General features: G+C 36.3%; 21 protein-coding genes and 7 tRNA genes. 12 read left to right on the top strand and 16 right to left on the bottom strand.

Translation table 11 applies throughout. The features are described from left to right. Positions 1-215: 215 nt before the first annotated feature. Positions 216-626 carry an RNA polymerase-binding protein DksA gene (gene dksA / locus CUN60_RS03705; RefSeq protein WP_245866378.1) on the bottom strand — a complete coding sequence of 137 codons (411 nt, stop codon included), beginning with the start codon at positions 624-626 and terminating at the stop codon, positions 216-218. A gap of 336 nt (positions 627-962) precedes the next feature. Between dksA and CUN60_RS03700 the strand changes: the two genes are divergently transcribed. The 7 genes from CUN60_RS03700 (at position 963) to CUN60_RS03670 (ending at position 1,863) form a co-directional block, all read left to right on the top strand. After that, positions 963-1,054 (top strand) — tRNA-Ser (locus CUN60_RS03700). Positions 1,055-1,061: 7 nt separating this feature from the next. Then, positions 1,062-1,138: transfer RNA gene (locus tag CUN60_RS03695), tRNA-Arg, on the top strand. 15 nt (positions 1,139-1,153) lie between these two features. After that, positions 1,154-1,229 (top strand) — tRNA-Glu (locus CUN60_RS03690). Between the two features lie 34 nt (positions 1,230-1,263). Continuing rightward, a tRNA-Lys gene (locus CUN60_RS03685) sits at positions 1,264-1,339 on the top strand. An 18-nt stretch (positions 1,340-1,357) separates the two neighbouring features. Further along, positions 1,358-1,696, top strand: a complete 339-nt coding sequence (locus CUN60_RS03680) for a hypothetical protein (RefSeq protein WP_102950731.1) — start codon at positions 1,358-1,360, stop codon at positions 1,694-1,696. A 7-nt stretch (positions 1,697-1,703) separates the two neighbouring features. Beyond that, positions 1,704-1,779, top strand: a tRNA-Glu gene (locus tag CUN60_RS03675). Between the two features lie 8 nt (positions 1,780-1,787). Then, positions 1,788-1,863 (top strand) — tRNA-Lys (locus CUN60_RS03670). A gap of 7 nt (positions 1,864-1,870) precedes the next feature. Here the strand turns inward: CUN60_RS03670 and CUN60_RS03665 are convergent. After that, a complete protein-coding gene (locus CUN60_RS03665) occupies positions 1,871-3,010 on the bottom strand; it encodes a THUMP domain-containing class I SAM-dependent RNA methyltransferase (protein WP_102950730.1) in 1,140 nt (379 codons plus the stop codon). A 243-nt stretch (positions 3,011-3,253) separates the two neighbouring features. Here CUN60_RS03665 and hpf point away from each other — a divergent pair, with 243 nt between their 5' ends. Next, positions 3,254-3,622 carry a ribosome hibernation-promoting factor, HPF/YfiA family gene (gene hpf / locus CUN60_RS03660; RefSeq protein WP_102950729.1) on the top strand — a complete coding sequence of 123 codons (369 nt, stop codon included), beginning with the start codon at positions 3,254-3,256 and terminating at the stop codon, positions 3,620-3,622. Between the two features lie 55 nt (positions 3,623-3,677). Here the strand turns inward: hpf and CUN60_RS03655 are convergent, their stop codons facing one another. The 3 genes from CUN60_RS03655 to CUN60_RS03645 all read right to left on the bottom strand — a co-directional run bounded on the left by CUN60_RS03655 (position 3,678) and on the right by CUN60_RS03645 (position 5,679). Continuing rightward, positions 3,678-4,505, bottom strand: a complete 828-nt coding sequence (locus tag CUN60_RS03655) for an IS3 family transposase (protein WP_245866341.1) — start codon at positions 4,503-4,505, stop codon at positions 3,678-3,680. A gap of 47 nt (positions 4,506-4,552) precedes the next feature. After that, on the bottom strand, positions 4,553-4,894 hold the full coding sequence (locus tag CUN60_RS03650) for a helix-turn-helix domain-containing protein (RefSeq protein ID WP_102950727.1): 342 nt from the start codon (positions 4,892-4,894) through the stop codon (positions 4,553-4,555). A gap of 143 nt (positions 4,895-5,037) precedes the next feature. Further along, positions 5,038-5,679: a MarC family protein gene (locus CUN60_RS03645; protein WP_102950726.1), complete on the bottom strand. Its 642-nt coding sequence runs from the start codon at positions 5,677-5,679 to the stop codon at positions 5,038-5,040. A 149-nt stretch (positions 5,680-5,828) separates the two neighbouring features. On the opposite strand from CUN60_RS03645, the gene CUN60_RS03640 reads away from it, so the two are divergent. Both CUN60_RS03640 and CUN60_RS03635 read left to right on the top strand, forming a co-directional pair. Further along, a complete protein-coding gene (locus CUN60_RS03640) occupies positions 5,829-7,085 on the top strand; it encodes an MFS transporter (RefSeq protein WP_102950725.1) in 1,257 nt (418 codons plus the stop codon). A gap of 8 nt (positions 7,086-7,093) precedes the next feature. Next, on the top strand, positions 7,094-7,708 hold the full coding sequence (locus tag CUN60_RS03635; RefSeq protein ID WP_102950724.1) for a LysE family translocator: 615 nt from the start codon (positions 7,094-7,096) through the stop codon (positions 7,706-7,708). Positions 7,709-8,277: 569 nt separating this feature from the next. On the opposite strand, the gene CUN60_RS03625 is transcribed toward CUN60_RS03635, so the two are convergent. Genes CUN60_RS03625 through pyrE form a run of 5 tightly spaced genes read right to left on the bottom strand, consistent with a single transcriptional unit; the run spans position 8,278 to position 14,480 of the window. Then, complete coding sequence (locus tag CUN60_RS03625; RefSeq protein WP_102950722.1) at positions 8,278-8,730, bottom strand: aspartate carbamoyltransferase regulatory subunit; 453 nt, start codon at positions 8,728-8,730, stop codon at positions 8,278-8,280. After that, positions 8,717-9,628, bottom strand: a complete 912-nt coding sequence (pyrB, locus tag CUN60_RS03620; RefSeq protein ID WP_102950721.1) for an aspartate carbamoyltransferase — start codon at positions 9,626-9,628, stop codon at positions 8,717-8,719. The genes CUN60_RS03625 and pyrB overlap by 14 nt, the downstream gene beginning before the upstream one ends. Further along, positions 9,621-12,824, bottom strand: coding sequence for a carbamoyl-phosphate synthase (glutamine-hydrolyzing) large subunit (gene carB, locus CUN60_RS03615; protein ID WP_102950720.1), 3,204 nt, complete (start codon positions 12,822-12,824; stop codon positions 9,621-9,623). The genes pyrB and carB overlap by 8 nt, the downstream gene beginning before the upstream one ends. Beyond that, complete coding sequence (carA, locus tag CUN60_RS03610) at positions 12,824-13,891, bottom strand: glutamine-hydrolyzing carbamoyl-phosphate synthase small subunit (protein WP_102950719.1); 1,068 nt, start codon at positions 13,889-13,891, stop codon at positions 12,824-12,826. The genes carB and carA overlap by 1 nt, the downstream gene beginning before the upstream one ends. Position 13,892: 1 nt before the next feature. Then, positions 13,893-14,480, bottom strand: coding sequence for an orotate phosphoribosyltransferase (gene pyrE / locus CUN60_RS03605; protein WP_102950718.1), 588 nt, complete (start codon positions 14,478-14,480; stop codon positions 13,893-13,895). A gap of 975 nt (positions 14,481-15,455) precedes the next feature. Here pyrE and CUN60_RS03600 point away from each other — a divergent pair. Beyond that, a protein-coding gene (locus CUN60_RS03600) for an IS5 family transposase (protein WP_102950127.1) occupies positions 15,456-16,248 on the top strand; the annotation gives its coding sequence in 2 pieces (ribosomal slippage) (positions 15,456-15,719 and positions 15,721-16,248; 792 coding nt in all). Positions 16,249-16,284: 36 nt separating this feature from the next. Here CUN60_RS03600 and CUN60_RS03595 read toward each other — a convergent pair. The 6 genes from CUN60_RS03595 to CUN60_RS03570 all read right to left on the bottom strand — a co-directional run bounded on the left by CUN60_RS03595 (position 16,285) and on the right by CUN60_RS03570 (position 22,002). Further along, complete coding sequence (locus CUN60_RS03595; protein WP_102950717.1) at positions 16,285-17,028, bottom strand: MAE_28990/MAE_18760 family HEPN-like nuclease; 744 nt, start codon at positions 17,026-17,028, stop codon at positions 16,285-16,287. Then, positions 17,025-18,140 carry a DUF262 domain-containing protein gene (locus CUN60_RS03590; RefSeq protein ID WP_102950716.1) on the bottom strand — a complete coding sequence of 372 codons (1,116 nt, stop codon included), beginning with the start codon at positions 18,138-18,140 and terminating at the stop codon, positions 17,025-17,027. The genes CUN60_RS03595 and CUN60_RS03590 overlap by 4 nt, the downstream gene beginning before the upstream one ends. 31 nt (positions 18,141-18,171) lie before the next feature. Next, the gene (locus CUN60_RS03585) at positions 18,172-19,695 is read right to left on the bottom strand and encodes an Eco57I restriction-modification methylase domain-containing protein (RefSeq protein ID WP_102950715.1); all 1,524 of its coding nucleotides are present in this window, start codon (positions 19,693-19,695) and stop codon (positions 18,172-18,174) included. A 160-nt stretch (positions 19,696-19,855) separates the two neighbouring features. Beyond that, on the bottom strand, positions 19,856-20,317 hold the full coding sequence (locus tag CUN60_RS03580) for a GyrI-like domain-containing protein (RefSeq protein ID WP_102950714.1): 462 nt from the start codon (positions 20,315-20,317) through the stop codon (positions 19,856-19,858). A gap of 31 nt (positions 20,318-20,348) precedes the next feature. Continuing rightward, a complete protein-coding gene (locus CUN60_RS03575; protein WP_102950713.1) occupies positions 20,349-21,413 on the bottom strand; it encodes a ribonuclease E/G in 1,065 nt (354 codons plus the stop codon). Continuing rightward, positions 21,403-22,002, bottom strand: a complete 600-nt coding sequence (locus CUN60_RS03570) for a Maf family protein (RefSeq protein WP_102950712.1) — start codon at positions 22,000-22,002, stop codon at positions 21,403-21,405. The genes CUN60_RS03575 and CUN60_RS03570 overlap by 11 nt, the downstream gene beginning before the upstream one ends. 92 nt (positions 22,003-22,094) lie before the next feature. Between CUN60_RS03570 and CUN60_RS03565 the strand changes: the two genes are divergently transcribed. Next, a tRNA-Asn gene (locus CUN60_RS03565) sits at positions 22,095-22,171 on the top strand. Positions 22,172-22,180: the final 9 nt, after the last annotated feature.

Raw genomic sequence — 22,180 nt, 5'->3', positions numbered from 1 at the left:
AATGATAAACTTACTAACTTAATTAATACAATATTAAAAGAACCACTTAAAAATTAGATTAATAAACCCCATGACATTTCGACAGTATATAATACAATACATGTTATTAAAACCAACGAACTAAATTTGCCTACTTTCACACCATAAAAGCAATAAAAACTATTACAACAAAAAAATTAGCCCGTCGTATATACGGGCTAATTCAATTAATCCAATTAATCCTCGGCAAAATGTTTTTGCATTTTCTCTCGCCTCTCTTGAGCCTCAATACTAAGAGTCGCGGTAGGTCTGGCAAGCAACCGTTTCAAGCCAATAGGCTCTCCAGTATCCTCACAAAAACCATATTCACCACTTCCTATAAGCTCAAGCGCAGAACGAATTTTCTGCAGCAACTTACGCTCCCGATCTCGAGTTCTTAGCTCAAGCGCGTACTCCTCCTCTATGGTTGCACGATCAGATGGATCCGCTATGTAGTTAGTTTCTTGCTCCTGGAAGGCTTGCGTTGTCTTTTTAGCATTTTCGACCATCTCAGACTCCAGCGCAATCAATCTTTTTTTAAAAAAGGCTAACTGAACCTCATTCATGTAATCAGAATCTGCCATTTGCAATATATCATCATCTGTCATAGTTTCCGGATTAAATTGTTTAACCATGTGAATCCCTAAAAATGCAAACAAAAAGTAAAATTAGATAATATAATTAGATAATATAATTAGATAATATAATTATACTAATTTAAATTATATCATTATTCTCATAAAGAAAGGTGCTTATTATAGCTGGTTCATAAAATTTTGACAATAAAAATATCACAAATACGCCAATTAAAATTATCAGAAATTAAAGCAAGTAGTTAATAATGTCAATACTTCATGGGAATAACTTTTTTATAAAAATAGTTGACAGTATGTGGCACTTTGGCTATAATACCGTACTCTAAGCGAGACAGCTTAGTCTCGGATGGAGAGATGGCCGAGTGGTCGAAGGCACTCCCCTGCTAAGGGAGCATACGCCCAAAAGCGTATCGAGGGTTCGAATCCCTCTTTCTCCGCCATTTATGTGCGCCCGTAGCTCAGCTGGATAGAGTACTTGGCTACGAACCAAGGGGTCAGGAGTTCGAATCTCTTCGGGCGCGCCATAATAAAACTATAGTGTCCCTATCGTCTAGAGGCCTAGGACATCGCCCTTTCACGGCGGTAACAGGGGTTCGAATCCCCTTAGGGACGCCAGTTCTATTTATATAGTAGGACATATTTAAACTGTGGAGCGGTAGCTCAGCCGGTAGAGCAGCGGACTTTTAATCCGTTGGTCATGAGTTCGAATCTCATCCGCTCCACCATTCTATTAAGTTTCCATTATGAAATTTAAGCAGATACTAGCACTAAGTTGCTTCATTGGCAGCCTTTATGCTTATACGCAGACAGACTTAATGTCCGCACAATATACGTACCAAGCAACCAATGATAAGTTAACTCAAGCTAAAGATGAGAAAAAAGCTGCTTCAGAAGCATTAGCAAAAGCCAAAAGTAAAATGGAAGATGCTCAAAAAAAGCTAAAAGAAGCTCAGCAGGAATATCAGCAAGCGCAGACCAGAAGCAGTAATGCAGAATCAAGTTTGATTCAAGCAACTAAAGACTTTACAAATGCAAATCAAAAAGTCAATCAAATCTGGAATAGCCTGAATCCAAAAAATTAAATCTTTTGTCCCTATCGTCTAGAGGCCTAGGACATCGCCCTTTCACGGCGGTAACAGGGGTTCGAATCCCCTTAGGGACGCCATCTATACCGGAGCGGTAGCTCAGCCGGTAGAGCAGCGGACTTTTAATCCGTTGGTCATGAGTTCGAATCTCATCCGCTCCACCATTAGTCATTAACGGTTAGATCCACTAACCATTTTAAATTCATAAAGCCGACATTCTAGTGCACCATTATATACAGGTATTTTACGACTTGGTTTTAAGCGTACTAATTTTGGCATCCGCAAATCAGCAGTAAAGAAATAACAATTCCAGTTCGCAAAATTTTGCTTCAGTTTATTGCCTATTTGAGGATATAATTCTGTAAGTCGATCAAGTTCTTCAAGACGAACCCCATATGGTGGGTTAGTAAGTAAAACACCACTTTCAGCAGGAGCTTTTTTAGATAAAAAATCCCCATAGCTAAATTCAACATATTCTTCAAGCTTAATTTGCTGAAAATTTTGCCGAGCAATTTCAATAGCTTTACGGTTGATATCGCTAGCATAAATTTTTAACTTGCGTTCACGATTCTCTTTTTTCTTTGCCAATGCCTGTATTCTTTGATAATTATCAGAATCAAAATTAGCTAGCTTTTCAAAAGCAAAATTTCGGTTAAGCCCAGGCGCTAGATTTAATCCAATCCCAATTGCTTCCACAGCCAAAGTTCCACTGCCACACATGGGATCATAAAAAGCTTGATCAGGCTGCCAACCACTTAATTGGATCAAGCCTGAAGCAAGATTTTCGCGGATTGGTGCCTCAAGTTTAAGCCTACGATAGCCACGCTTAAATAAAGTATCACCAGAAGTATCTAGATAGATAGTTACCGTGTCTTTGGTGAGAAAATTGTAAATTCGCATATCTGGCTCAACTTTATTAACATCTGGACGCGAATCCACTTTTTCATTAAAGTAGTCACAAATAGCATCTTTTACTTTTAATGTCACAAAGTCTAGACTCTTTAACGGGCTTTGAATTGCGGAAGTAGCAACCTTGATACTATTACCACTATGAAACCAGTCAAGCCAGTCTATCTTTCGTGCCAGACGGTAAATGTCATCCTCATGGCGATAACCAGAATAGCCAAGCCGAATCATAATTCTGCTTGCCAAACGTGAGTTTAAATTCATTGCCATTATGTTTGACAATGAAGCATTAAACTCCATTCCAGCATTAACAATTCTAATTTCTTCAGCACCAAGCTCTTTTAATTCAGTAGCTAATAATTCTTCAAGCCCACGCACAGTTGTTGCAAAACATGCTAATAACATAAAATTAATTTTTCTTAAAACGTTTAATATAATTATTTATTCTGAAAAGAAGTTTTCACACCTTAACTTTTTCAATTGAATGGATTGTAGCATAATCAGATTTTCCATAGCTAAAAACAATAATAAATTTATTCGCGAATTGATCATTTTCGAGCTATAATAGCTCTATAATGGTTATGTTTTCCATAAGACTAACTATGTTTTAAAAGTTATGGCAAGTATCAAAGACGAAAGGAACTGTCCATGAAAAATTTATCAATTTTATGCAAAGATTTTGATTTAACTGATGCAATCAAATTGTACGCAACAGAAAAGATGTCGGCATTAGATAAATATTTTCCAGAAGCTGGAGCTGCGGCATCATTTAATCTACGCTTAGGTAAAGTAAGTAACAGTCATAACTCGGGTAAGATTTTTTATGCTGAGGTCAGTATAAAAACCCCAGAAAAGAATTTTGGCGCACTGGTTGAATCTGAAGATATTTATGCAGCAATTGACCAGCTAAAAGATGATTTAGCACATAACATTGCACATTACAAGGATAAAGAACATACCAAAAATATTCGTAGTGCACGTAAATTTAAGGAAGAACTCCACACAGTGGCGGAATAGAATAGATAATAACAAAAAAGCACCACTCTGATCTGCTCCCCAAATAGTGGACAGATTATAAAAAGCCTCTGGTAGATTCAAAATGGTTTCGATATTCAATCGGAGCCATTTTTCTTAATTTGCGCTGTATTCTATCATTATTATAAAAATAGATATACTCATCAATTAATAATTTTAATTCTTCGTAAGTACTTATTTGCTCTAAATAAATACTCTCACTTTTCAAATGTCCAAAGAAACTCTCAATACATGCATTATCCAAACAATTACCTCTCCTGGACATGCTCTTTGTTATACCTAGTGATTTTAATAAAGATGTGTAGGCAATAGATGTGTACTGTGAACCTTGATCACTATGTAGAATAAGCTGATCATTACTCATACTTGGGAATGCTCGTTTGATAGTCTCTATTACTAGCGGATTATCATTGTATTTACTTAGCTCATATGATTTTACTTCATTGTTAAATAAATCATAAATTACGGAGAGATAATAATTTACTCCTCTAACCTTTAAATAAGTAATATCAGTAACTAATTTTCTATTAGGTAAATTGCTTTGAAACTTCCGGTTTAGAATATTAGCTGCCAGTAAATTTTCATTTCCAAAAAAATTACGCTTCTTTCTAATCCTAGACTTTAGGCCAAGTTTGCGCATTAAGCGTAAAACCTTCTTATAACTTATTACCATACCTTGCTTTGATGTTAAAGTATCACGTATTCTACGGTAACCATAGCGACCTTTACTTTTAATGTAGATAGCTTTGATACTATCCATTACCATAGTTTCTGTTAACACAGCTTTATTACGGTTGGCTAATAAATATTTGTAATATCCGCTCCGGGATACACCAAAAAATTTGCAAGCAGATATAATAGACAAACCAGATGTAGAAATATAGCTCTCAATAACACTAAAAGACAGAGATTTTATTTTTCCTGTTTGTCTCTTAGCTCCTTCAACTTTTTTAGTAGAAATAGCTCTCCTTTTAGCCTCATATTTTCATGACGCAACGCCTCAACTTCTGAATTAAATCTTTCTTTCTTTGGTCGGCCGTGAGAGCTATGGTTGTTATGCTTGCCACGACCATCTTCTAAACCTGAAGCACCATAAAGTCGAAACTTCCTTATCCAATCTTTTATTATGCTTATCTCTAATTCATATTCTACAGAAAGTTGGGGACCTGTTTTACCCTCATTTAGATACTTATTAACAATAAGCAATTTAAATTCTCGGGTATATGTTTTGCGATGTTTATTTTGTGTGTACATAAAAAAACTCCCTACGAGTAGTTAAGTATAAAGGGCTTTCTTTATACTTGTCTACTTTATAGGGAGCAGATCACTCTGGTGCTTTTTTACTATCTAAAATAGCATATTTGTAAACCAAAAACAGGTCATTATATATATAATTATCAATTCACAGTATGTACAAGAATTGGTACAACAGATTTTAAACCAGAAACAATCATTTCACAAGCGATTGCAGCAATTATTAATCCCATTAATTTTGTAAGAACAATTATTCCTATATCACCCAAAGCACGCGCAATATAATTAGCAAGCATAAAAACTACTATTACCGAAATACTTACCAACCCCAGAATTCCGACAATTAAAAATTTGCCGAGCACAGTATGTTCCTGCTGTCCATATAAAATTACCATAACAATTGCAGCTGGTCCAACTATCATTGGCAGCGCAAGCGGGCTAATTCCAAGGCTTTTAATCCGGTTCGGATTAATAGTTTTTTCAGTACTCTTCCCTTCTTCTACTTTATCACTTGGTTTCATGATCATAAAAATCCCGATAAGAAGAACCACCACTCCTCCGGCAAGCTGTAAGGAATAATCATGTAACCCGAGCACGGCCATCAAGGGTTGACCAACAAAAAGAAAGGCTGTAAGTATTCCAAAAACCGAAGCTCCGCAAACTATTGCAACTGAGCGTTTTTCTGAATTTTTAAGACCATTTGTTACATCTAAATAAATCGTTATCGCCAAAATTGGGTTAAGAATACTAAATAAAGAAATGAATATTTGCAAATAGTTTGACATACATTATTCTCTTGAATAAATAATCGGAGACCTGATTATATCAGAATTATGTAAGTCTAAAAAAATAGAACCCTGAATTATTGTAGAGCTATCGTAAAAGCATTGATTATGCTATAATTTACCTTTAATCAATATTCTATCCGATATATATGTCAACAAATAAAAACAGTAACAAAATTCTATGGACAATATTTTTAACCATACTCATTGATATGTTGGGAGTAGGTATACTAATCCCTGTGTTCCCAATGTTGGTAGTTCCACATTCTACATTTAGGGTTATCCCTGATAGCTGGACAACTGCTGAAGGATTTATAATGCTTGGCTGGCTATTAACCTGCTTTCCATTAGCCCAATTTTTGTGTGCACCGATCCTAGGACAATTAGCAGACCGTTATGGGCGACGTAAAATTCTTGCCTTATCAATCAGTGGTACTTGTATTTCTTATATTTTGTTTGCTATTGGTATAGTTAGCAAGAATATCCCGTTAATGTTTATTTCACGGGCACTAGATGGTGCTTCTGGAGGCAATATATCAGTTGCTCAAGCAGTTATCGGAGATATAAGCACGCCACAAAACCGAGCAAAAAACTTTGGCTTGATTGGCATGTCATTTGGAATTGGCTTCATTATGGGACCTTTTTTGGGAGGTAAGCTCTCAGACCCAGCAGTGGTCAGCTGGTTTAATAGCTCAACTCCATTCTGGTTTGCCGCCATCTTAAGTTTTATTAATGTGCTTTTAGTACTTGCTTTGTTACCAGAAACACTAAAAGTTGCAAGTGATAAGCAAATTGATCTCTCCAAGCCCTTTCATAATATAAATAAAGCTTTTTCAACTCCCGGACTTAGGAATATAATTCCAACAACTTTTCTATTTAACGCAGGATTTACATTCTTCACTACTTTCTGGGCAGTAGTACTTGCTGATGAATTTGGATTTAGTCAGGGTAAAATTGGTAATTTCTATGCGTATATTGGAATAATGATTGTTTTTGCTCAGGGTATGATAGTTCGTAGATTATCCGGACGAGTGGCAGATTTCCAGATACTTAGAATTTCTCTATTTATCACCGGTATATGTGTTGGAGTATATTATTTTATACCATTTAGTCACATTGGACTTATCTATCTCATACCTCCTTTTATGGCATTAGGAAATGCTCTCACTATGGCATTTAGCACAGCACTGATTACTCGAGTAACTCCAGCAAATATTCGTGGTGAGGCAATGGGCATCAGCTCAAGTTCATCAGCACTGGCACAAGCAATTCCGGCAATGCTCGCAGGCTACGTTGCCGCCCATCATGCAAAACTACCAATACTAGTTGGTTCATTAATTATACTTTGTGGCGGACTCTTATTTTGGCTAATCTTCCAACCTAAACAATTTGATGAAATGAATTAAGGAAAAATATGTTTGATACTGGATTGATAGTTAAAACCTTAATTATCTTGCTCTTGGGAGTTATCTCTCCAGGACCAGATTTTTTTATGGTGCTTAGGAACTCCCTTTCATTTGGTCGTAAGGCTGGGTTAATTTCGGCTGCGGGAATAGCTACAGGCTGCTTTATTTCATTTACTATTCTGATTTGTGGCTTGAAATTTCTTTTCACCTATAAATTTGTCAAGCTTGCATTAGGGCTAATTTGTGGGACTTACCTTATTTATCTCGGGATAATGAGTATAAAAAGTAAAAGTCATCATGAACGAATTAGCTATGAAGTAGCCCCCTCAGAGCCTCTAATTGTTTACTATCGCAATGGTTTTTTTACCAATTTGCTTAACCCAAAGCTCTATACAATCTCAGGGGCAATTCTGGCATTTACCGAACAACAGCATCCGAGCGTATTTACCAATGCCGGGATAGTTATTGGTAATGCAATCATGGTTTTTTGTTGGTTTGCCAGTGTTGCACTAGTTTTAAGTCATCCAAAAATTCAAACAGGATATTTTAAACGTGAACAGCTAATTAACCGTATTTTGGGCTTTATTCTAATTGTAGTTGGCACTCGGGTTTTATTTGGCTGATATTAAATGGCTATAGATAACAAGCCGGAATGACTTAACATTCCAGCTTACTATTAATTAAATATACGTTAACGACATCCATTAACTACAGCGTCAGGTGAATTGGTTGCGAAATCACACTTGACACTTTTCTCGGTAGTATCATTTCTAAACTGAACCTCGTACAACCCCGAAGACCGCGAACTTTGGCTTGAAATCAGGCACATATCCTGAACTTGCTTCAACGTTGTTTTGTTGGTAATCTGCATATTCCGGCATTTTAGAGTGCTCATGTCAAGTGATGAGCAACCAATAACTAAAAGGCCTAGTGAAGTTACTAATAATTTATGCATGGTATTCTCCCTTACTCTAAAAGATTATAATCTCCGAATTGTGAAAATTGTCCAGATAACAATTATATAATAACTTAATCCTACTTACCAAGCATACTCTCTTGTTTTATATACTTTCCTTAAAGAAAAACACCTCTGAAAAACTAGCCCATATTCCAATCAGGAGAAATATGAATGGCTACATCTAGAATCCACCTTAAAAATCAAATAAGAAATTTTATCAACTACTTCAAAGAATTACAACTGGAACGCATTCAAATCTGACAAGTTAAAATGATGTTCACAGTAATGACACTGAGCAATCGCATTTTCATTACTGTAACTTAATCTAAACAAGGAACGATACTGATGGGAAATACAACGGTGATTCGGACATATGATCAGCTCATCGATACTTTCCGGCAGTGTTAACTGGATTTTGCGGACTACCTCATAATTACGAATTTCGCTATAAGTTGCACCCGGTGCAAAAACACTTACAGCCTTTAATTGCTTATCAGTCAGGAAGTAGTTTTCTACCTTTACTAGATCTTTAACTCCCATCCGTTTACTCAAGAGATTAAGCCCAATTCCGACTGGATATTTGCGCTCCAGTTTAAGTAACTTAATAATATACCACGCATTACCCTGAGGAATATGATCCAGATTTATACCATTTTCAATCGCGCCAATCTTTTTATTTGCCATCATAGCCTCCAAAAATTATGTCTAATAATGCCTGCCGCACAAAAAGTCCATTCCTTGCTTGTTCAAAATAATAAGCATATGGCGTATTATCGATTTCTGTTGGTAACTCCTCTAGTCTTGGCAATGGATGAAGTATCCGTAGATTTGGCTTAGCTTTTGCGAGTAACTCCAGATTAATCCTATAATTACAATCAATTTCGCTACTAAAGCGCTCTTTTTGTAAGCGAGTAAGGTATAGACAATCCAGTTTATCAATTACGTCTTCTGGGCTATTATGAAAAGAATAACTAATGCCATGACGTTTTAGCTCAATCAGATCCTCACTAGGTATTCTAAGTGGTGCAGGAGCAATCAAATATAGACGCATATTGAATAATTTACTGGCATCTATCAATGAGTGGACTGTTCGGCTATATTTCAGATCGCCCATTAAACCAAGATGTATTTCTTCTAATTGTCCCTGACTATCTTGTATTGAAAATAAATCAAGTAGAGTCTGGGTCGGATGCTGATTCGCTCCATCGCCGGCATTAATCACTGGGATTGACATGATTTCGGAAGCCAAACGGGCAGCACCATCATTGGGATGACGCATTATAAAACCATCAGCATAACAATTTAACATTCGTAGCGTATCAACAAAGCTTTCACCTTTATTTGTTTGTGAGGTAGCGCTACTATCTGCAAAACCAATGGTTTTACCACCTAAGTAAGCAACGGCTGATTCAAAAGACAGCCGGGTACGCGTTGAAGCTTCAAAAAAACAGGAAGCAATTACTTTGCCTTCGAGAGTATTTTTACGTAACCCTTGTTTGAAACTACGTGCATGAGTAAGAATTGAGAGGATATCCGCCTTACTTAAATCCTGTAGTGCGATTAATCCTTTGGCTAAATTAAGCATTATTGGCACCTTTTAATAATTCATTATAAGAATAAACTGTCATTGGTTTATCGAATATTACAGTTAAACTTTCTAGTAGTATTTCACTTAATTGGAAATTAGTTACTAACGGGATGTGATAGTCAATTGCGAGACGACGAATTTTGAAGCCATCGGAATGCTGGCTGGTATTAAAGCTATCGCCTGGCAAATTAATAATTAGCCCAACTTCTTTATTGATAATTGGACGTTCAATATTTGGTTCTACCTGTTCCGATAATTTAAAGACAAATTTTGACTGAATCCCACTTTCAACAAGCATATCATGGGTTGAACCAGTGGCAACAAACTGCCAACCTTGATCACTTAGTTGTTTAACTATTGGCAGGATTTTTTGTTTATATTTATCATCGACACTTAGGAGAATAGCTTTTTTATTAATCCGCTGCCCCACCGATAACCAAGATTGATAGAATGTCTCAAGCATATCTTTACCAATACAGGCAACTTCACCAGTTGATGACATCTCTACCTGAGCCACCGGATCCGAACCTTTAAAGCGGCTATACGAGAATACTGGACTTTTAACGCCAACTACGCCACAATCAAGAGTATTATAGGTTTGAGTAATTTCCTGATTTAAGAACACCTTTGCCATCAATTCAACCAGATTTTGTCCACTAACTTTTGAAATGAACGGGAATGAGCGCGAGGCACGAACATTACATTCGATTACCTTTAATTCATTATTCCGCGCAATAAACTGCATATTAAATGGGCCGCTGATATTTAATGCTTTAACTATTTTACGTGCAATATCACGGGCACGATTGACAGTTTTCAGATATAAGCGTTCTGGTGGAAATACCAACGTTGCATCACCGGAGTGTACCCCTGCATTTTCAATATGTTCACTTATTGAATCAATAACAATCCGTCCGTTTTGGGCAATTCCATCAATTTCCAATTCTTTAGCGTTTTCGATAAACTGTGAAATCACGACCGGATGCTCATTGGAAATTAGCATCGCATCATTAAGGTAACTATTGAGGGTGTTTTGGTCAGAAACCACTTTCATTGCTGCACCAGATAATACATATGATGGGCGAATTAATACTGGTAAACCAACTTCGGCGATAAACGCCTGAATCTCTTCACTGCTAGTAGCATTAATCCAGCGTGGCTGATCGATATTTAATTCATTTAGCATAGAGGAGAATTTAGCCCGATCTTCGGCTTTATCAATATCCAGTGGTGAAGTACCCAAAATTGGATAACCACGTTTATGCAAAGCTAAAGCTAAATTATTGGCAATTTGTCCACCAACACTAACACATACACCAGCCACATTTTCAAAATCGAGAATATCGCAAACCCGTTCAAGAGTCAATGCTTCAAAATAAAGCCGATCTGATTCATCATAATCGGTTGATACTGTTTCAGGATTGGAGTTTAGAATGATAACTTTTTTACCATGAGCACGTAACTGACGTGCCAAATTAACAGTACACCAGTCAAATTCAACTGATGAACCAATTGAATATGGTCCAGAACCAATAATTACATAAGCTCCATTGGAGATTAGATTATCTGTGGCTTCAGTTGGACTAATATCATGATATTTACCATGGTAAGTCGTGTAAAGATAATTGGTTTCGGCAGTAAACTCATTGGCAACAGTATCAATCTGTTTCACTACTGGCGTAATAGCATACTCCAACCGCTTAGCCCGAATTGCCTCTTCATTTGCTTCTGTAAGTTTGGCAATAGTTTTATCACTAAAGCCAAATTTTTTAGCTTTAAGTAATAGTTCTGAATTTAATTGACTAGATTTCACTTCTAAAGCAATATCTGCAATCTGCTTAATTTGTGTCAAAAACCATGGATCAATTCTTGATAACTGTTGCGCTTCATTGACTGTACCACCTTCATAAAACCAGCGATATAAGGCAAATATCCGGCGGTCGGTAGCAAATTCGACTTCATTTTTCAGGTTCAAAATTGGCCAGATATAGTCATGTAAGCCTGAAGCACCAATATTTAACATTTGTACTGCTTTTTGTAAGGCTTCGGGGAAGGTTCTTCCAATTCCCATCACTTCACCAACTGATTTCATTTCAGTACCAATGGTGCGTTCTGCTAGGCGTAATTTATGGGTATCCCAACGCGGAATTTTTACCACTACATAATCAAGTGCAGGTTCAAAGAAAGCAGTAGTTTTTTTAGTAACTTGATTGGTTAATTGGTTGAGGCTAAAGCCAAGGCATAGTTTGGCAGCCACAAATGCGAGTGGATAACCAGTTGCTTTTGATGCCAATGCTGAAGAACGAGATAGGCGCGGATTCATCTCAATTACCCGGTAATCGCCATTAGCCGGATTTACCGAAAACTGAATATTACATTCGCCAATGATATTAAAAATCTCGGCACATTGAAGCGCAATATTGCGTAGATTCTGATGTTCTTCATCATTAAGAGTTTGCGCTGGGGCAATTACGATACTTTCACCAGTGTGGATACCCATTGGATCAAGATTTTCCATATTGCAGATAGTTAGGCTATTCCCTTTCATATCACGGACAATCTCGTATTCAAACTCTTTCCAGCCAGTCAGATATTCTTCAAGTAATACCTGTGGTGTTGTACTTAATGCTTTACTAGTTTTATCAATCAGATCTTTTTCGTTAAAAACTTTACCCGAACCAAGTCCGCCCAGAGAAAACGCAGCACGGAGCATTAACGGATAGCCAAATTCGCGGCCAACCGCAATTGCTTCATCAATGCTAGTTGCCGATTTACTTTTTGGCGTTTTTACCTTGTTTTTTTCCAGATAGTCACGGAAAATATCACGATCTTCGGTTGCTTCAATCGTTTCTACACTTGAGCCTAATACTTTTACATTATGTTTATCTAAGATGCCACTATGATATAGTTCTAAACCAAGATTAAGTGCAGTTTGTCCGCCAAAGCCTAGAGCAATCAGGTTTATCTGCTCTTTTTCAATAATTGGTGCAACAAACTCCTGCTGTAGCGGCACAAAATAAATCTCATCTGCCATTGATTTATCTGTCTGCACTGTAGCGATATTAGGGTTTACCAAAATTACTCGATAGCCTTCTTCTTTGAAGGCTTTGATTGCTTGTGAACCAGAGTAATCAAACTCTCCGGCCTGACCAACGCGTAAACCACCTGAGCCTAAAATCAGAATATTCTTCATTATTTGCTACCTCCAGCCTGAATCTGGTTAAAAAACTGTTCAAACAGATAAAATGTATCTTGTGGTCCACTACTTGCTTCCGGATGGAATTGAACTGCGCTATACATGCCACTTGTGTGTGCTATACCAGCGACAGTATTATCATTAAGATGACGGAATGTTACTTCCCAATCACTAGGCAAAGTTTTATCATCAACCGCATAGCTATGATTTTGTGAAGTCAGATAACAGCGATCACGTTTTAAATCAATACATGGCTGATTATGTCCGCGATGTCCATATTTGAGTTTATAGGTATTAGCACCGATTGCAAGAGCCATAAGTTGTGAACCAAGGCAAATACCAAATATCGGTTTGTTTCTAGTCATTGCTTTAGCCAAAACTGCTACTGTTTGATTACATAATTTGGGGTCGCCCGGACCATTGGATAACATCACTCCATCATAATCTTCATTACTATAGTCATAGTCGAATGGGACTCTTTTTAGGGTAATATCGAAATTTAATAGACAACGGATAATATTTTCTTTAGCGCCGCAATCGACCAAAATCACCTTATATTTTCCATTACCAATAGTTTGTACCTCTTTAGGGGAAACTTCCTTAACCCAGTCATGAGTCATACTATCGCTAAAATCTGGCTCTAAATCAGCTTTTGTGGTGATAACACCGCTTAAAACACCATATTCACGAATAACTTTGGTAAGTTCACGAGTATCAACCCCGCAAATAAGTGGTATATTATTCTGTTTAAGCCAGCTTAAAAATGTTTGTCGTTGTGAATGATGTGCTGGCTCATCAAAAACAGTCTCACAAATTACGCCTTTGGCATGTATTTTCTCTGACTCCCAACGTTTGCCAGCCGATACGCCATAATTACCCAAGATGGGAAAGGTGAAAGTCAGAATCTGCCCTGAATATGATGGGTCAGTTAGGGTTTCTTCATAGCCGGTCATCCCGGTATTAAAAACCACTTCACCATAACTGCTATCTGTTTGCCAGTCTGGTGCTAGTCCTTCAAAAATTCGTCCATTTGCTAATTTTAAATAAGCTTTTTGCATTTGCATCTTACACCCCAATCAAAGCTACGGCTTTAGCTTTATCTTCTGTACTTATTTTGCCATGTTCTAATAAAATATCAATCAGCTGATATAAATCAATAATGCTATGTAAGGTATATCCCTGAGATTGCATTCTTTCTCGCCCACCTTGATTTCTATCTACAAAGCAGACAATATCGCTTACCTTAACTCCGGCTTCTTCAATAACTGTAGTAGTTTCACTGATACTCATTCCAGTTGTGATTACATCTTCAATTATTAAGCAGCGATCACCAGATTTATAATTACCCTCAAGGATTTTTTTTGTGCCATAATCCTTAGCTTCTTTGCGTTTAAGCAACATAGGGATTTTGTGGGCATAAGCTATTCCACTGGCAAAAGTCAGCGCAGAATATGGAACACCACAAATTAAGTCATAGTTTAACCCCGTCATTTTGCTATAAAGTAAATCACACAAAGTGGTAAAGATTGTTGGATGTGAGATTGCGGTGCGAATGTCTGCATAGACATAAGATTGTTTGCCTGATTTAAGCGTAAATTCACCAAATTTAATCATTCCGACATCATACATATCCAAAATTAATTTTTCCAGCATCTAAAAATCCTTATTAAATTATATTCAGGCAAAAAAAAACTCACTAATAAAATAGTGAGTTTTTAAATCTGTTATTCACGGTACCAATGCAAAAAGAGCCAATAAATCAATCTGGATCAGATTGATGGCTTGAATAAATTTAGGTTTAAGCATTAGGTTACCTTTTTTAAAATCCGCAAATTATAGCATAATTAAAGAAGTTAAATGAAGATAATTGCAGTTTAGCGTTACTTATATTGTGTCGTCAAATTAACCTATTACCCCATCAGAATCTATCTCTAACCGCTACAGAAGCCAAATATGACGATTCTTTTTCTACATAACACCTAGCAATTCCATGCTACTTCTTCAAGGCTAAAAATGCGCCCTACCAACCTATTGCAATCATGCTTCTTAGTATAAACACTTGCGAATGATACTTTTTCATTAATTGTAACTCTTTAATTATTTATGAATATTAATAGGGTCTTATTTTAGCATTATGAGTGTAGTTAATGGTTGCCCTATTGGCTGAATGAATTGGTTTTTATGTTGGTAAAGAGATACACCAATGTTTTTATCGTAATATAATTTTGACTATTTTAAGTGAAACGGATATAATTTGGGGATAGTTAAATTATGCAAGTGGGTAAGTTAATAGGTTCAACTCCTATACAGCTATGTTCTCACCCGTTACTATTCTTTTTATTGCTGATTTTTATATTATCTTATATTAAAAATTCTTTGCTTACAATAAAATCTAAGCTAGATCAGACTAGCGGAAAAGGGGGATATATGAGAACTTTCATACTAACAACTACAACTATCGAGTTGATAACTAGCTTGGGTGTGAACTGGCTAGCTGGGTGCACACTTACCTAATTTAATTACTCTGGAACTTGATGATCTACAGAAAGCTACTGTCTTAGAACCTGTTTGGAATTAAATTGCCAAAAGGATTAAACTACTGGCTGTTAGTAATAAAGAGCGAGTACAATGAGAAAATCATATCCAAGCGACGTAAGCAGAGAACAATTTGAGTTAATATTGCCAGAATTAGAATTAGCACGTAAAAAGACAAAACCTCGCAAAATAGATCTGTACGATGTATTTTGCGCAGTCTACTATGTTCTCAAAAGTGGTTGCCAATGGCGAATGTTACCAAGTGATTTTCCAAAATGGGAAACAGTTTATTTTTACTTTAACATGTGGGCAAAAAAGCCAGAAAGCAATGAAGACAGTATTATAGAGATAGTCTTAAAAAAAATTGGTAGGCTTAGTACGTACCGAAAATGGCAGGAACGCAATGACGAGTTTCTGCATAGTAGACGCACAAAGCGTGAAGAATACTAATACAGCCGAGAATAAGGGCTATGATGCGGGTAAAAAAGTATCAGGAATAAAGCGTCACATTGCAGTAGACACGCAGGGACTACCACATGCTATTCATGTTACAACTGCAAATGTAACTGACCGCGCAGGAGCAATATTAATGTTTGAAGGAGCCAAACGTAATCTGGCTGGGGTACAGAATATATTGGTAGATGGAGGTTATAGAGGCGATAGCTTTGCAACCGAAGTCCATCGAATATTAAATGCTAGAGTTGAAGTTGTTAAAAGAAATGAGCTGCATCAGTTTGTGGTTTTACCCAAGAGATGGATTGTTGAGCGTTCCTTTAGCTGGCTTGAGAAATGCCGTAGATTATGGAAAAATTGTGAGAGATACTTAGGTACTAGCCTACAAATGGTATCTCTTGCTTTTGTAGGCTTAATTTTGAAAAGATTCTAAACAGGTTCTTAGAAAACTTTCCTCCTTTAATATAAATTAAAGCTCAGAAAAAACAGCTTGTATCCGAGATTTTTGTTGCTGTAAATATTGCTCTAACTTATCTTTATTATCCACCAGATAAAACCCATTTATTGCATATTCAAGAATTTCATCTATAATAATATCTAATATTGAAAAAACAAGTTTTCTTAAATTTAGTATTGTTACAATATCCAAACAAAAACTTTCATCATTTTCAATCTTACTACCGTGAGCAATTGTATGCCTCCTATGAAGAAAATTCTTATCAAGGTAGCTACTCTTGGCTTCATACTCTTGCCTGTAAGTCAGCCCAATAACATTAAGAATTTTTCTTAGCACTTCTGGAGTTAAGTTTGATTCAGTATCTATAATCGAGTTGTCTTGATCATTATCTACATTGATCCCAACAGCATATTTAAGATTTTCCAACTCTAATTTTTGTATTATATTCATTTCATTAGCTAGATGCAATGAATTTTGATTCTTTATGCATTCTGCAATGATATTCTTAACCACTAGGGCTTTAAAATTTAATTCAACTTCATGAAATTTGTGATTACGCTCTTTTATATATCTCAAATATAGCTTAGCGCTACGTTTTATTAATCCTTCCCAGTGAGCATATAACTGTAAAAGAATAGACTTCAAAATAACAGGTGGATTATCATTACCTTCAGAAATGAGAATTAAATCAGCAATCTCCTTTTTTCTCCAAGCGGATTCAGCAGCAAGAAGCTCTTCAAGCAGTTCTATATTCATTCAGTAAAATAATTTTTTGAAAATTCAATCATTGATTTTATTCTTGTTATAGCTTTAATCCCTCTATCAGAATTTTGATTGTATTGTGAATCGTTTGTTATACCTCTAATTTTCTCAATTACTAACTGTGGTGATAATTGTTCGTACTTATCAAGATTGGAAGAAATGCCTAAGGTAATCACATCAAATAATGTCGTTGAAAACCCACCCTCTATATTACACCTATCTGAGTTATATTTTCTAAAAACCGAACTCTGAAGCAATGAATCTAGTAATCGAAAAACTCTTTTAAAAGTTTCAATTTCTAGATTTAAATTTAAACTTCCATCTAGCACCAAATTTTTTGCTTCTTCATCAAAAAAATCACTTAATAACGTATAGCTATTATAACGTGCGAAATCAATATTATTATGCTTTAGAATTAAATATCGTAAAATCAACTCCATATGGTACTCTATCTCATATTTCTTTGGCTGTAATGCAATACAATTCCTAAAAGGCTCAAAATCTTTTAATTCATTTATTTTCTCGTAAAACTCCTCATTAAGCATAATAATTAAACAATTTCTTATTTCTTGTGGCTCTAAATGGACTGCCCCAGTATTGAGTCGCTTGAATAATTCATACTGCGCTACGTAGTTATCTTCAACTACAATTATTTTTACATCTAACTTTGTTCGCCGAATTATTCTTTTTGTATCATCATCTAGCGTTTCCCATGTTAATCCTTCCATGGCAGTTAATTTTTCTGGTTTGATAAATGTTAATGGTGGTTGCTCCTCACCATTTGGCAGTTTTAATTTGAGATCGCCACTTAACTGTAGTATGGTTGAAACCCTTTGTAAACCATCAACAATATTCCATGTAGCCCCCTTTTTTTGCGCTACAAATATCGGCGGCAAGGGAATACCAATAATAATAGACTCGATGAATTTTGTTTTATGATCATTATCCCAACGAAATAACCGTTGGTAATTAGGAGTTAGCTCAAGTTCATTATCTTTATACATAGCAATCAATTCACCTATAGAAATCGCATAGCTATCAGTTTTTATAATTTTTCGCTCTTTTTCAATTTGACTTGTTAATAACTCCATTTGCTTTTGACTCATTTATGTTACCTAATCTAATATTAAAATCAAATTATTTAAATATTTGATTGTTTATTAATTTTATTTCTTCAAAATTTGGGATAGATAACTCCCTCAATTCTGTTGCACTAATATTTAGGCTACCGCTAAAAGTATGGAAGTATTGATTATATATTTCGCTATTTAATAATTCAGATAATCCCATTACCTCTTCAGGCGTAAACATACCGTTAGCTTTATATAAATAGTTTACCCGATTTTCAATTCCCAAAGCAGGAAACTCGGGATTATTATTTATGTACGGTGCAGCAATTAAGCGATGCTTATCATCTTTACTACTAAAGCGTCTTACAAAAATATAGTTTCCATTTGGAATAGTTAAGCGTTGCGATTTTGCATCAAGTTTAAGGTATTGATGACATTGTTTATAATTTAACGGCCAATCGAATAGCATGTTATTAACATTATGAAGCCAGATTAACGGAACTTTTTGGCAGTTCTCAGAATCTTCCGGCAAGAGAAATTCTTTAGCCCGAAAATATACCACCCGACCAGTAGAAACCTTAATATCAAAATCAGAAAGTTTATTTTCCCAACTAGAGAATATCTCCAAAACCTTTTCTTCTTCACGTGTGGTAGGGATATGAAGAATTTTTTCACTTGAACTATAGTTTACAATCTTACTGAGTGCAATTCGCATATGTTCCTGCTGATTTATATCCTGCAGGTCATTCGATGTAGTAATAATTACATCGCCAGTAATATCAGATTTTTTTACTGCTTTAAGGATAATGTTATCCTGCAGCACCCCATCTCGGCGAAAAATAGCACGACGAGAACGGAACACATGAATTTTTTCTATAGTAACTACCCGCAGAAACTTATCACGAAATCCCCTAAAATATTTCCCGGAGGCAAAACTACGAGGAGTGACAAATATCATCTCACCTGCTGAATTAAGTAGCTTGGCTGCATATGCCATAAACATGGAATAAATATTAAACTGGCGACCAATTTCTTTCTCAGTCAAGGCAACTTTTGTGTCTGTCACATCCAATTTAAAATATGGTGGGTTTGAAATAACAACATCATATTTTGCTGCATTTTTGTCATTAACAATCTGACTAGCACAAATAATAAAATCATCTGGGACTATCTTAGTTAGGAATTTTATATTACGTTTATTTAACCAACGTTGTAGGTTTAGTAACGATTTTTTTAGATATGGAATTATATCTGGATCATTTTCATAACAAGTTAATTCAATGGACTTAACTTTACTATTATCTACCAAATGTTCAACCAATGTACAACATAAAATACCTGTACCACAGCCTGGATCAAGGATTGTGATGTGAGAAGATTTAATTGAGCAGAATGAAGCCATGAATTTTGCTAGTTCAAACGGGCTAAAGAACTGCCCTTTGCTTTTCTTATGCACAGAATTGACTGTTTCCCGGTAGACTAATCCCTGCTTTTCAGCAAAGCTACCCGGAGCTTCAATCGAATAAGATGTTAATACATTTTCACTACAATATCCAACATCTTGAACTACTGCGATTATTTCTTCTTGCATTGATCAAATTTTATTAATAGATTAATACATAATTATAACATTTATCACCATGAGAATTGATAATGCTATTAAACAATAAACCGCATGCCTTTTACGTTATACCTTATGCATTTATTCCTATCCACTCATAAAAATACTACATCTCCGGTGTGGCTTACCCTCATTTAACCCCGATCATTATTTCAAATTCAGCACTCTCTGGATTTGCGGCTTTAGCCCCGTAGATTTCCAGATCCGCGACATAGCTGCGTTCCAGATTTAGCGACCAGATTTCTTTCCATGCAGCATAAACCGCACCAGCAAGGATATTACCCGTATAAACTTTCTTAGCATATTTACTACCAGCATAATGCCGTCCACATAATCCATCAGGAATTTCATCGAGAGAGCTTACCCGGCAGCCAAGGAGCGCGGTATATGGCTTAGTATGATCGCCCTCATAATCGGTGTAGATACAGCAAATCTCATCATCAACCCGATTCGGAATTTTTTGCATGATTCCTTCAGCCATAAATCGCCCCCATAGCCCTTGCATATCATTAGTTAATTTATCCAGATCGCTATTATTTGTCCTGACCATAATACCGATTATCTTAAATTCGTTTAATTGTATAGTTTCCATTATTGACCTTATATTTGGTTAGGTTTGATAGTTAAAATTTATTGCGGATTATCTCGCATAGTCCGGCATGGCTAAAGCCAAGTATCTTAGTGCTTGTCACATCGCTAGCAAATAGTTTATTTAGTTTAGTAATGATACGCCCTTGCTCTTCTTGATTCATGTTTTTAACAAAATCGATCAGAATTATCCCCAGTAAGTTTCTAAGGCATATTTGCTGATAAATCTGCTCGATAACTGCGTTATTCAGAGTAAATGCATTCATATCAAGACTAGCACTATTAACATCGATAACATGAATACCGTGTAATGAAGCGAGCGCCAGAGTCGCCCCATTGGCTAATGTGATTATCGATTGATTAAGAAGCTGGCTATATTCATCGATATTGCTAGTCAGATTAAGCTTGGGGTTGAAGCTTATCACATCGATTTGCCAGAGATCTTGCCAATATCTGATCTCATCATAAATAGTTTCGTTATTAGTGGTAAGTTCAAACCCACTATCTAGGCGAAATGAGCGTAATAGTTTTAGATAATTCCGCTTACCAGCAGATATTAACCCCAGATTATTGCTAGCCTTGATGGTTTGTATCTGCTCCTTAATCATTTTTATTTCATTAATCACTAAACTCAGATCGGATTCATCATTGACTGAGCTACGTAATATCCATCGCCCATGATTTAGCTCGGTACGTGATAGCAGCTCATCCTTTTTAGCTTCGGAGAGTTTTTTGGACTGGAGAGCAAATTTATCATCATCAAGCCAGACTACATATTTACCAGCAAGCTGTACTCCGGGACGTAATTTTGCCTGTTTTTGAGTATCACCATGCCAAGCTAACTGACAGACGATATTACTTCCATTTTGCACTCCGGTTTTACTAGCTTTTAGATTTATCCAACCGCTAAGCCCCGGCAAGTACTCGACAAAGGCCGAGCCTGATTTATGATTTACACGGCTTACCCGCGCATTAAATAGCGATTCGGTAGCTGGCTCATTCAAATCATCCTGTAAGACATAAACCAATTTATCATTAGCGTAGACAAAAGAATAGACCGTTTCCCCAGTTTGATAAACCAATACTCGACTAAGTTGCATATCTAGCTAACTCAGCTAATAGATGCTTGACCGTATTTAGGGGTAAGCCCATTATCGAATAAAAACAGCCATCTATCTTCTGAATAAACTGTCCGGCAAAAGTATGGATACCATATGCGCCTGATTTATCTTGATAATCCCCAGTTGCCAGATAGGCATGGATATCCTCATCAGTCATCTGATCAAAATAAACTCGGCTCTCACTACTCACAGTTTTATGAAATTCACCGTATTTTAGCGTGACAGTGGTGATTACCAGATGATGATTGCCCGCAAGTGTCCGCCACATCCGAAATGCATCTTGATAGTCAATCGGCTTACCAAATACTACATTGTCAAAGACGACCTCGGTATCTGCCGTCAATACCGGCATCATAGCTAAGTTATTTGCCAAAACATGCGTCCATGCAGCTTCAGCTTTTTCATTACAAATCCGCGTCGAATAATCACGAAAACTCTCGCCCGGAAAGACCTCTTCAGGAATATCTATCTCCAATAACTCAAAGTCCACCCCCATCATCGCCAATAATTCACGTCGTCTAGGACTTTTTGAAGCCAGATAAATTTTTGATATAATTTTAGAATCCATAATTACCGCTACTAACCCTTCATTTTTCGTTAAATAATAGTTGACAGATATAGCATTTTGAACATATAATCATGTTCTCAAATTGAAACAACGCCTCAATAGCTCAGTCGGTTAGAGCGACGGACTGTTAATCCGCAGGTCGTAGGTTCGAATCCTACTTGAGGCGCCATTTCAACCT

Origin of the sequence: Aquella oligotrophica (assembly GCF_002892535.1) — a bacterium.
GTDB classification, from domain to species: Bacteria; Pseudomonadota; Gammaproteobacteria; order Burkholderiales; family UBA11063; genus Aquella; species Aquella oligotrophica.
This window is presented reverse-complemented; position numbering and strand designations above follow the sequence as displayed.

Excerpts from the sequence above, each read along its gene's own strand:
- CUN60_RS03575 (WP_102950713.1), bottom strand. The coding sequence starts at position 21,413 with ATGCAACTTAGTCGAGTATTGGTTTATCAAACTGGGGAAACGGTCTAT.
- carA (WP_102950719.1), bottom strand. The coding sequence starts at position 13,891 with ATGCAAATGCAAAAAGCTTATTTAAAATTAGCAAATGGACGAATTTTT.
- CUN60_RS03665 (WP_102950730.1), bottom strand. The coding sequence starts at position 3,010 with ATGTTATTAGCATGTTTTGCAACAACTGTGCGTGGGCTTGAAGAATTA.
- CUN60_RS03580 (WP_102950714.1), bottom strand. The coding sequence starts at position 20,317 with ATGGAAACTATACAATTAAACGAATTTAAGATAATCGGTATTATGGTC.
- CUN60_RS03590 (WP_102950716.1), bottom strand. The coding sequence starts at position 18,140 with ATGAGTCAAAAGCAAATGGAGTTATTAACAAGTCAAATTGAAAAAGAG.
- CUN60_RS03635 (WP_102950724.1), top strand. The coding sequence starts at position 7,094 with ATGTTTGATACTGGATTGATAGTTAAAACCTTAATTATCTTGCTCTTG.
- pyrB (WP_102950721.1), bottom strand. The coding sequence starts at position 9,628 with ATGCTTAATTTAGCCAAAGGATTAATCGCACTACAGGATTTAAGTAAG.
- CUN60_RS03595 (WP_102950717.1), bottom strand. The coding sequence starts at position 17,028 with ATGAATATAGAACTGCTTGAAGAGCTTCTTGCTGCTGAATCCGCTTGG.
- CUN60_RS03650 (WP_102950727.1), bottom strand. The coding sequence starts at position 4,894 with ATGTACACACAAAATAAACATCGCAAAACATATACCCGAGAATTTAAA.
- dksA (WP_245866378.1), bottom strand. The coding sequence starts at position 626 with ATGACAGATGATGATATATTGCAAATGGCAGATTCTGATTACATGAAT.
- pyrE (WP_102950718.1), bottom strand. The coding sequence starts at position 14,480 with ATGCTGGAAAAATTAATTTTGGATATGTATGATGTCGGAATGATTAAA.
- CUN60_RS03570 (WP_102950712.1), bottom strand. The coding sequence starts at position 22,002 with ATGGATTCTAAAATTATATCAAAAATTTATCTGGCTTCAAAAAGTCCT.
- CUN60_RS03640 (WP_102950725.1), top strand. The coding sequence starts at position 5,829 with ATGTCAACAAATAAAAACAGTAACAAAATTCTATGGACAATATTTTTA.
- CUN60_RS03585 (WP_102950715.1), bottom strand. The coding sequence starts at position 19,695 with ATGCAAGAAGAAATAATCGCAGTAGTTCAAGATGTTGGATATTGTAGT.
- hpf (WP_102950729.1), top strand. The coding sequence starts at position 3,254 with ATGAAAAATTTATCAATTTTATGCAAAGATTTTGATTTAACTGATGCA.
- carB (WP_102950720.1), bottom strand. The coding sequence starts at position 12,824 with ATGAAGAATATTCTGATTTTAGGCTCAGGTGGTTTACGCGTTGGTCAG.
- CUN60_RS03645 (WP_102950726.1), bottom strand. The coding sequence starts at position 5,679 with ATGTCAAACTATTTGCAAATATTCATTTCTTTATTTAGTATTCTTAAC.
- CUN60_RS03625 (WP_102950722.1), bottom strand. The coding sequence starts at position 8,730 with ATGATGGCAAATAAAAAGATTGGCGCGATTGAAAATGGTATAAATCTG.
- CUN60_RS03680 (WP_102950731.1), top strand. The coding sequence starts at position 1,358 with ATGAAATTTAAGCAGATACTAGCACTAAGTTGCTTCATTGGCAGCCTT.